The sequence below is a fragment of the Vibrio sp. 1727 genome, assembly GCF_033344415.1.
GTDB classification, from domain to species: Bacteria; Pseudomonadota; Gammaproteobacteria; order Enterobacterales; family Vibrionaceae; genus Vibrio; species Vibrio alginolyticus.
Genome location: NZ_JAWPOT010000714.1, coordinates 1 through 505 on the forward strand (window position 1 = coordinate 1; position 505 = coordinate 505).

The window sequence follows — 505 nt, forward strand, 5'->3', positions numbered from 1 at the left end:
AATGCGCCACTTTGTTGTAGCTCATGTAAAGATCTGCATCACCCGCTCCTTCAATAGAGACATTAAAGCGAACGGTGTTAGCAGGCACGTCAACGTAGAACAGTTTTTCGCTGTATGCTTCGCCACTCAGTTGAAGACTTTGGTTCGCCGCCAGCTCCGTCACTTGCACTTCAGGATCGGTTGGTTCGCTTGGCTCTTCTGGATCCGTTCCTGGTTGCTCCGGTTCAACTACCACTTCTAACGTATCTAACCAACGATCAAATTCCGCATCATATTGTTGACCAAGCACAGTAACCTGCTGCGCCCATTGTGCAAACTGACCTGAACGAGACAACGCCAATAAGCTCTCTACATCTTGAGGGTGGTTTTCTAGCATGAAGCGAACTGCCAGGTAACCCCAACGGTAAATGCGGTTGCTATCGTGCGAGTATGTGGTGTCAAACACGGTTGAAAGGCTCAGTTTGCCACTTGGGATCAGATCGATCGCGGCCTTGTAACCTTGTTT

At 49.1% G+C, this 505-nt stretch carries 1 protein-coding gene; it reads right to left on the minus strand.

Annotated elements, in window-relative coordinates:
- The coding region (locus tag R8O10_RS27770) for a collagenase (RefSeq protein WP_318192300.1) at positions 1 to 505 on the minus strand (505 nt) is incomplete at both ends.